Raw genomic sequence first — 9156 nt, forward strand, 5'->3', positions numbered from 1 at the left:
GCCCTCCTGGGGTGTGGGCCGTCAACCCGTGGTCGCTGTTCGGGTCGCGAGGCGCGTCCGGGCCGCCGGCTCGGGGAGCCGGGCGAATGCCATCAGGATCGCTCCGATCAGCGGGAACAGCATGAGCTGAACGATCGTGGCGCCTGACCACCCGGCGCTCTTCACGAGCTCCGCGAACAGATAACCGGCGACCGCGGAGGGTAGGAAGAAACAGGTCACGAAAGCACCGGACGCACGCCCCACCAGCGACGGGCGAACCGAGCGTTGCAACGCCGCGTAGAGGTTGACGTAGACGAACCCGCTGCCGAACGCTCCCTCGAGGAACGACAGGGTCGTCTGTTCCGCCACGGTGTCGGCAGCCATGAACATCAGCGCCCCCACGATGATCGCGCACAGAAAGGAGAGCTGGATGATGATGCGATTTCCGTAGCGATCGCCGAGATAGCCTGCCGGGATGCTCGCGACGAGCGAGCCGATGCCGAACATCGACGCCGCGAGCCCGGCGTCGTTCACGCTCAGGCCGAGCTCGCTCTGCAGGAACGTCGGGTACAACCCGAGGTAGGAGTACAGCGAGAGCCCCGCTGCCGCACACGTGAGGCAGAGGATGACGCTGTTGCGATTGCGCAGCGTCGCAGGCAACTGCGAACTCTCGGCACCGCCGGCCGGCGGGGTGCGCCCGGTGTCCTTGGCCTCGGTGAATCCCTTGTCGACCAGCAGCAGGATGCCGAGGACGAAGAGGAAGCCGACGACGCCGAAGACGTAGAGCGGCAGGCTCCAACTCCCACTGGCGGTGAACAGCCGCGCACCGATCAGCGGTCCGAGGGCGCCCCCGACTCCGTAGGAGACGTTCAACGCGCCGAGCGCGAGCGACCTGCGGGTGTAGAAGTAGGCGCCGACCGCGGAGAAGAGTGCGGCGTTCTGCAGGGACTCGCCCACTCCGGACAACGTGCGGTAGGCCGCCATGTCGGCGAATCCGAAGGCCAGCGGGGTGAGGATCGTGAAGGCCGAATAGATCGCGATCCCGAACACCATCAAGCTCTTGCGGCTCAGACGATCCGCGAGCCTGCCGGCGGGGATGCCGCCCAGGCCGATGCCGAGCGTGAAGATCGTGGCGAGGAATCCGCCCTCGGTGAGGGAGAAACCGTAGTGCTGGGTGATCGAGCTGAGCAGGACCGGGAACACCTGCCGGTCGGCGGCGTTGATCGCGTAGGAGGCGGCGAGGAGCGCGAGCACCACGACCGCGGTGACGGTGAGGCGCCGGGATCGTTGCCGTCCGGTCGACGTCCCCACGGTCTCCGGTACGGCCTGGCTCATGTCCACTCCTCGGCACTGTGGGCGGATCCCGGGTCGTCCGGACTGCTGACCGGGCGCCCGCGACGTCTGGCGAGCGGTGGGGGCCGACCGCATCGGCGAATGCACTGGAAAGCGACGGTATACCGAGTACTCCAGTGGGTACAACGACCAGTTGACAGTTTTACTGGCCGGCAATTTATGTCATATGTGTTGCGGTTGATGCCCGAATCGACCGCCGTCGTCCCGCCTGGGACGGTTCCGGGTGGAAGTTACGTCTCACCCGTTCGGGGCTGATGTTCGAGGTGATCGTCGATCATTCCGATATCTGTTCTTTTGTCTGATTTGTTCCGCTGTTGGTCGCCACATCGAGTGTCTCTTCAGCGTGCTCACAGGTGCGACGTTCCACACTCCTTACAGCCCCGGTCCGATCGCTTCGGGTCGGCCCGGGACGGCGGGAACGAGGTCTGTGACCGGCGGTTCGTGGCCGTCGGCGGGACGCGATCGTGAGGAGGTGAGGCGCGTGCCGAGGCAGCAGCACCGCATCCGTCGCCCGATGGACAGTTGGGCGACCGACGTGCGTCACCGGCCGGCGTCTGGTCAATGGCTCAATCTCACGGCGGCGTACCGCGCAAACAGTGACAACTGACGGGAATGACACGATGGATATTCGTTTTGACGTGTTCAATCTCATCTTCCGGGATGCGCTGCTGAGGGCGCTCCTCGTGAACCACGCAAATCGGATCGACAGCGGACATGCCTCGGAGCGGGCTGCTGCCGGAATGTGCTACGTCGCATTGAGGTGGGCTGACAACGACGGTGCGCGCGCTGCTGAGGGCTCTCAGCTGCTGACGGCCCAGGCGCACATGCCCCGCCACAGGTCGGACGACCATGTGTACCTCGATGTCGTCCTGGAGCGGCTGCGGGCGGCGTTGCCGGTCGGTGCGGCGAGTGACTCGTTCACGATCCGGTGCCGGGAGTCCTCCCAGGAGGTCATGGACAGCGGTGCCGGCACGATCTTCAAGACCACCACGTTCGAGATCGCTCCCGCGTCCCCCCAGCGCGCGGGCAGGATCCTGCTCGACCTTCCGTCCTGGACCGGCCGCGCCGAGGCTCTCGCGGCAGGTGTCACCACGCCCCGTGGGCTCGTCGCGGCGGGGCCCGGGTCACCCAGCCTGAACTGATCACCCGCCGCCGACGGCCCCTGCTACGCCGGCATCTCCTTGGGGGAGACGAGGATCTTCACATTCTCCTCCTTGTTGTCGATCAGCTGCCGGAACCCGCCGGCGACCAGGTCGTCCAACCCGATCCGACCGGTGATGAACTGCTCCGCATCGACCTTCCCGTCGCGGAGAAGGGCGATGACGTCGGAGTGATCGCCGCAGTAGGCGAGCGAGCCGAGGAGCCGCACCTCGCTCATGACCAAGGCGTTCATGGCCACACGCGGCACGTGGCCCCAGATCGCGACATTCACGACCGTGCCCCCCGGCCGGACCGAGCCGATCGCGGACGCGAGTACGGCGTCGATCCCGGCGCACTCGAACGCGATGTCGACGCCCGTTCCCCCGGTGAGGTCCCGGATGGCGGCGGCAGCGTCGTCCGTCGTCGGGTCGATGACGACGTGAGCGCCTGCGCCGGGGGCCTTCGCCTTCCGGGCGGCCGCGGGTTCGACGACAATCACTGTGCCCGCCCCGGCGGCACGGAGGGCCGCCGCCGTGACGAGCCCGATCGGCCCGGCTCCGAACACGGCGGCGGTGCCGCCCTCGCGTAGGCCGGAGAGTCGCACAGCGTGGTAGCCGACGGCGAGCGGCTCGACGAGCGCCCCGACGTCGGTCGACAGGTGGCCGAGGGGGTGGATCCACCGGGCGTCGACGACGCATCGCTCGGCGAACCCACCCTGGTCACCCGAGAGCCCGACGAAGCCCAGGCTGCGACAGATGTTGTAGCGCCCTGCCGTGCAGGCCGCGCACGCGCCGCACACCCAGTAGGGCTCGACGGCGACCCGGTCCCCCTCGGCGATACCTGTGACGCCCGGTCCGACGGCCGAGACCACGCCGGCGAACTCGTGGCCCATGACGATGGGCATCTCCGCGCCTGTGATCGGATGCGGTGTGCCCTTCCTCGGGATGAAGATCGGACCTTCGAGGAACTCGTGGAGGTCGCTGCCGCAGATTCCGCACCAGTCGACCGACACCTCCACCTGTCCGGGCAGGACCTGTGGGTCCGGTACGTCGTCGATGCGGATGTCGCCTGGACCGTGGAACCGTGCAGCGCGCACGTGACCTCCTTGTGCAACGGGCGCCGGCAAACCGGCCGGTGTGACGCCGGCCTCAGTCCGAGTCAACCCACCCCGAAGGCACGAGGCAATCGTGCAACGGGTTGCACCGGTGGCCAGCCCGTCACGGAGCGACGACGGCCGCGACGACCGACGCCACCGTCTCGGCCAGGGGCGCGGCCGCCGCTGCGGGCAGTCCGTGCTGCTCGACCGTCGTGGCTGGATCGGTGTAGACGAGCTCGACGTGACCGGCTCGCTCGCGCACGAGCAGGCGCAGCGGCAGGTCCAGAGCCAGGTCGGGCGCGTCGAGCATCAGAGGTGTGCCCCCACGGGGACTGCCGAACAGCACCACCAGCGTGGGGGGCATCTCCAGACCCACCGACCGGGCGCCGGCCGCGTGGTCGATGCGCGCGAAGGGCCCCAGCCCACGCCGGGCAAGCTCGGCGTCCAGGCGCGCCACGGTCTGCTCGTAGTCGTGTCCGCTTGTCGTCGTCCGTCGTTCAGTCATACGCACAGCATCGCCGTCCGCCGCACCGCTCGCCGAATTACTCACCACTCTGGAAGAAGTGGACCTTCCCTCGCCGTTCTGGTTCACGGATATCATTGATCTCACGGGCGCGTCGAGTACACGGGAGAATGTGACATTCGAGATCGAATGTGTGACAAGCGCAAGGACGGGCGATTCCCGGCCGGTTCTTCGCTGATCTTGGTAACGGCCTGGGCGGCGGTTGCTCCGGATCGAGCCGGTAGCGCTCCCCACGACAAACCCGCCGCGCCACCCTTCGACGATCGCGGCGGTGCTGCCGCTCGCTCGAAGTTCCCCCCGATTTCCCGGGCGGTCCGCCCGGGGTCGTCCCGCTGAGAATGGTGTGGGAATGCAGAGACCGCCCCGTGCGGAGATGGAGCCAGGGTCCACCGCGTCCTCCCCGGAGCGGGACCCACAGCGTGCGTCCGACGTGCAGGCGATGCACCACCTGTGCCGGCGCGCCGACGGTGGCGCGGCGCTGGTGCGCTGGCTGGCGCAGCGCACGGGGTGCTGGGCCGGGCTGCTGGACCGGTCGGGCGCGGTGCTCGTCGGCGCACTTCCTGCCCTCGAACCCGCGGCCGCCTCGCTCGTCGCCGATGCCCTCGACGACATGTTCGGCCGTGGTCTCAGAACCTTCGTCGCCGACGGTGAGACGCACGCCGCGATACTCCTGGCCGTTGACGTCCCCGCCGGCGTGCAAGGCCCGGTCCTCGTGTTCGTCGGAGCGGATTCCGTGCCGCGGTCCTTGGCGGCCGACGCCGCGGTGCTGCTCGGTACGTGCTGGTGGGCGGGGGAGACCCAGCGCCTGCGCACTCAGGTAGACGACGCCGATGCCCGGTGCCGCGAGGCCGTCCTGCATCTGGTGATGTCACGACACACCTCGACGGCCGTGCAGATCGCATCGGCGTTGCGTCCGCCGCTCCCCGACCCGTTGCGCGTCTACGTCTTCGAGTGCGGTGCCGAAGAGCGCGACGAGGTGGTGCGCCGGTCCGTCGAACTGGCCGGGAGAAGCGCGTTCATCGTGCGCTGCCCCGTCTACCGACGCCACGTGATCGTCCTGGCTCCTGTGCGCAACAGCCGCCGGCCGCCCGGGACCCGGCCGGTCGAGGTTGCGGTCGCGGAGGACATCGCCGGCTGCGTCGCGGGAGCGGGTGACGTGGTGGCGCTGCGTGACACCGCTGTCGGCTACGAACAGGCGATCCATGCGCTCTCCGTCGCCCGCGGGCGAGCCGAGCGGTGGGCCCGGTTCGACGCGAAACTGGATCTACCCACGATCGTCGGCCTGGAAGGCCTGCGCTGGGCGAGCGCGCTGCTGAGCCCCCTGATCGCCTATGTTCCTGCCCGTTCGACGGACCCGGACGCCCAGGAGCTGACGGCCACCGCCCAGTCGTGGCTGTTGTTCTCGATGGCGGCCACACGGCACCTCAAGATTCACCGGAACACGTTGTCGGCTCGGCTGCAGCGGATCGAGGAACTACTCAGGCTCGACCTCGCCCGTGCGGATCATCAGGCCCTGCTGGACCTCGCGCTGCGGATCAGGGCGACGCCGTGCTCCGCCGACTCGCTCCGTCCGGCCGACCCGGACACCGTCGTCCCACTCGACGAGCTGATGCGGGCCCCCGCCGTCCAGCAGTGGGCGCACACCACGCTCCGTCCGGTTCGTGCAGCCGCGGACTCGTCTCCGCTCGAGTCGACCCTTCGAGCGTGGCTGAGCAGCAACTCGCGGCTGAGCGTCACCGCGGAGGAGCTCGGAATCTCGGTGTCCGGTGCACGCAAGCGAGTCAGCCGGCTGGAACAGGTGCTGCGACGGTCACTGCTGCACGGCCCCAGCGCGCGGCACGACCTGTGGCTGGCGATGCACGCAGCTGACCTCGGATCTCCGGTGGAAGCGCGCACTTGACGATTGGTTCCGTTACCTGTTCGAGCCGTCGATGTGCAAACTGATCCTCGCCGGTCCGGGTGACCCGCACCTAGCGTGGCGGCACGGGCAGTGTGAGGAGGCCACATGTCGCAGCAGCTCGACTGGGAACTCGCCTGGCATGACCCGCGCCTGGACATTTGCGATGTCTATCTGTTTCGGGGCACCGTGGGCACGGTTCTCGTCATGGACGTCGATCCGTTGTCCGGTTACCACGGTTTCCATCCCCAGGGGCTGTATGAGTTCAAGCTCGATCTCGACGACGACGGGGTCGAGGACGTCACGTTCTCCTTCACCTTCGACGAGGCGGATGCCGAACGCCGGCAGCGTTGGGTTCTTCGCCGGTTCGATCGGGCCGAAGCGCGAGGCGCCGTACTTCTCACGGGTGTCACGGGCGAGGTCTGCGCCGACGGCGGCACGGTGCGAGCCCTCGCCGGACCGGCGGCGGATCCGTCTTCCATGATGGACGCCCGCATCGCCGCGGCGCGCACGACGATCTCGGGCCTCGGGCGCGTCGCAGTCGAGGACTTCGTCCTCGACGATGCGGCAGGTCTGTTCGGCGGCACCGACGTCGGAGCGATCGTGATCGAGCTCGCCGACGAGATCCTGGCGACCCGCACCGTCGGCTTCTGGGGCGCGACCCTGATCGACACCGACTCCGGCCCGTTCGTCATGTCGATGAGCGCCGCCCTCCAGCGTGGGAGTGAATGCGGGCTCGGCGCCCGGTAGCCGTCAACCGCGAGTGCCCCGCCGTCTGGGGCCAGGAGCTCGGAATCCTGGTCCCCCGACGGCGGGGCACTTTCGGTGTTTGCGCGGCCACCCACTCCGCTCGCCACCTCGTCATGCAGCAGCCTGGGCGAAGCCCTCCTGAAGCTCGATGGCCGGGTTTCCACCCCACCGCGAGTGCGGCGTGACGTCCTCGCCCTTCATGAGGTACGAGTCCGGCTCGAGCTCTGAGCCATCTCCCAGCGTTGCGCCGTACATGACGAACGCACCGACGCCCAGGGTGGAACCCGAGCCGATCGTGATGCGGTCGGACTTGAACGTGCCGTCCTCCTGGGAGTGGCACTGGATCTTCGAATGCACGTTGAGGGTGACGTCGTCGCCGATCGTCACTAGCGACCTCTCCGGCAGCCCACAGCCGTCGTCGAACAGCCGCTTGCCGACCCGCACACCCAGCAGCCGCCAGATCATGCTCTTGAAGGGGGTGCCGTCGAACGCTCGAAGGAAGTAGCCCATCGCAGGCACCTTCCAGAAACGCTCGTGCCACCAGAAGTGCGGGTCGTAGATCGAGCAGTACCGGGGTTGCAGCCTGCGGAACCCGGTGACGGCCCGTTCGACCAGAACGAAGTACAGAACGCTCAGCATGAGCAGGACGTCGGCCGGCAGGTCCACCCAGGCGCCGTACGCGTGGTAGAGCTCGTCGGCGGCCAGGAACAGCACGACGACGCCGAAGAAGTAGCCCCACCGCGCAAGCAGGTACAACCCCATGGTCCGGAGGTTGTGCTTGTTCTTGGCGGCGAGGCGGCGGCGCAGCGTGCGCCCCCTCCGCAGGTTGTCGAACCTGGTGTCGCGGTGGACCGACCGCGGGATCTCGAAGCTGGGCGAGCCCAGCAGCCCGACGTTCTCCCGGACGGGTCCGTCGATGGGCACCATCGCCTTCGAGGCCACGAGGCAGTTCTCGCCCAGGCGGCTCTGCGCGGGATAGGAGACGTTGTTGCCGAGGAAGGTGTGCGCACCGATCGTCGCCCGCGAGACGCGGAAGGACGTGCTCGTGTAGTCGGCATTGATGACCGACAGCCCGTCGGCCACCATCGCTGCCGGACCGACGGAAAACATGTACGGGGTCTCGTGCTTCACTTCAAGGCCGAAGTTGGACCCGGTCTGTTCCTTCCGGGACACGTCTCCACCGAGCCGATTCAGGTAGTTGACGATGTAGGAGCTGTCGCCGAACAGATAGGTGAAGAAGCGCAGGTTGGTCAGCCGCGTGATCGCCCGGTGCAGCGAGTGATGGAAGCCGTGCAGGGGATAGACCTTGTCCGGCTTGATGAAGAGGCCGAGCAGGCGCGGCACGGTGGTCACGATGAGGAACCCCGCGAGCACGAGGCCGAAGAAGATGATGAAGGACGCGGCCAGGGCGTAGACGTAGAACTCCCAGTCCGTCAGGTCCAGCGCGTTTGCGCCCAGGAACACCGCCAGCCGCGGGATGGCGACGAGCACGAGCGCGACACCGCCGATCGTCACCGGTAGGCGTACGAGCAGGAGGCTCAGCAGCTGGAGGACCATTGAGGCGAACTTTCTCAGCGGGCGGACCCGGGCTCGCTGCTCGATCGTCTGGTAGTTCACTTCGGTGCGCCGTCCGGGAGACCCGTGCCAGCGTTCGCCGTCCGGTACGGACTGCCCGGTGTGCAGCGAGGAGGAGTTGCCGAGCTGGGTGTCGTCGCCCATCGCCGTGCCGATATCGAGCACCGTGGCCTCGCCGACGTACACGTTCTTGCCGAGGGTGACACGGCCGGTCTCGATGAGGCCGGCGCGGCCGCGATAGCAGCTGAAGAACGAGTCCTTGCGGATCACGGTGTCGTCGCCGATGGTGAGCAGGTCGGTGCACACGGGCACGTCCCGGGAAAGGATCAGCACCCTCCGCCCGATGTGCGCGCCGAGCGCTCTCAAATACAACAGATAGAGCGGCGAGCCGACGAACATGATCATCGGGCTCACGCGGACGAGCATCTTCACGGTCCAGAAGCGGACGTAGGTCAGGCTCCAGATGCGGATCTGCCGGGGTTTCCACCGACCGACGAGAAGCCATTTCGCCACGATCGGAAGGAGGGAGAGACCGATGAAGATCGCTGCTCCGAACACGAGCGACCGCAGGTAGACGTGGGAGAGGCTGGAGGCTTCGGAAACCCAGTCGTACCCCTGCTCGAGAACGACCGCGACGAGGAAGGCGTACCCGATGTAGACCAGTAGCTGCAGGATTCCGCAGAGGATGTACTCGAACCGGTTCGCCCGTGCTACCACCTTGGGTAACGCCGTCGTCGGCAACTCGGCGGGGGTGGGCTCGGGTGCCGCGAGTGTTGTTGCGAGGCTTCTGAGGGTGGGGTGTGCGTAGACGTCCTGGATCGACACGGTCGGCAGATCGGGCCG

General features: G+C 67.7%; 7 protein-coding genes. 3 read left to right on the plus strand and 4 right to left on the minus strand.

The genetic code is table 11. The features are described from left to right. Nucleotides 1-21: 21 nt before the first annotated feature. A complete protein-coding gene (locus MMF94_RS01030) occupies nt 22-1314 on the minus strand; it encodes an MFS transporter (protein WP_241034275.1) in 1293 nt (430 codons plus the stop codon). A 638-nt stretch (nt 1315-1952) separates the two neighbouring features. Between MMF94_RS01030 and MMF94_RS01035 the strand changes: the two genes are divergently transcribed. After that, a complete protein-coding gene (locus MMF94_RS01035; RefSeq protein ID WP_241034276.1) occupies nt 1953-2474 on the plus strand; it encodes a hypothetical protein in 522 nt (173 codons plus the stop codon). A gap of 23 nt (nt 2475-2497) precedes the next feature. Here MMF94_RS01035 and MMF94_RS01040 read toward each other — a convergent pair whose 3' ends face one another. After that, nucleotides 2498-3568 (minus strand): 2,3-butanediol dehydrogenase, encoded by a 1071-nt coding sequence (locus tag MMF94_RS01040; protein ID WP_241034277.1) that lies wholly within the window; start codon nt 3566-3568, stop codon nt 2498-2500. Between the two features lie 121 nt (nt 3569-3689). Continuing rightward, a complete protein-coding gene (locus MMF94_RS01045) occupies nt 3690-4073 on the minus strand; it encodes a DUF302 domain-containing protein (protein ID WP_241034278.1) in 384 nt (127 codons plus the stop codon). Between the two features lie 367 nt (nt 4074-4440). Between MMF94_RS01045 and MMF94_RS01050 the strand changes: the two genes are divergently transcribed. Continuing rightward, nucleotides 4441-5991, plus strand: a complete 1551-nt coding sequence (locus MMF94_RS01050; RefSeq protein ID WP_241034279.1) for a helix-turn-helix domain-containing protein — start codon at nt 4441-4443, stop codon at nt 5989-5991. Nucleotides 5992-6096: 105 nt separating this feature from the next. Beyond that, nucleotides 6097-6738 carry a DUF4331 family protein gene (locus MMF94_RS01055; RefSeq protein ID WP_241034280.1) on the plus strand — a complete coding sequence of 214 codons (642 nt, stop codon included), beginning with the start codon at nt 6097-6099 and terminating at the stop codon, nt 6736-6738. Between the two features lie 111 nt (nt 6739-6849). Here MMF94_RS01055 and MMF94_RS01060 read toward each other — a convergent pair. Further along, the coding region (locus tag MMF94_RS01060) for a Pls/PosA family non-ribosomal peptide synthetase (RefSeq protein ID WP_241034281.1) at nt 6850-9156 on the minus strand (2307 nt) is incomplete at its 5' end.

It is taken from the genome of Pseudonocardia alaniniphila (assembly GCF_022524485.1).
GTDB classification, from domain to species: domain Bacteria; phylum Actinomycetota; class Actinomycetes; order Mycobacteriales; family Pseudonocardiaceae; genus Pseudonocardia; species Pseudonocardia alaniniphila.

What these genes read in the sequence shown, in the direction of transcription:
- MMF94_RS01030 (WP_241034275.1), bottom strand. Translation starts at nt 1,314, where the DNA reads ATGAGCCAGGCCGTACCGGAGACCGTGGGGACGTCGACCGGACGGCAA.
- MMF94_RS01035 (WP_241034276.1), top strand. Translation starts at nt 1,953, where the DNA reads ATGGATATTCGTTTTGACGTGTTCAATCTCATCTTCCGGGATGCGCTG.
- MMF94_RS01045 (WP_241034278.1), bottom strand. Translation starts at nt 4,073, where the DNA reads ATGACTGAACGACGGACGACGACAAGCGGACACGACTACGAGCAGACC.
- MMF94_RS01050 (WP_241034279.1), top strand. Translation starts at nt 4,441, where the DNA reads ATGCAGAGACCGCCCCGTGCGGAGATGGAGCCAGGGTCCACCGCGTCC.
- MMF94_RS01055 (WP_241034280.1), top strand. Translation starts at nt 6,097, where the DNA reads ATGTCGCAGCAGCTCGACTGGGAACTCGCCTGGCATGACCCGCGCCTG.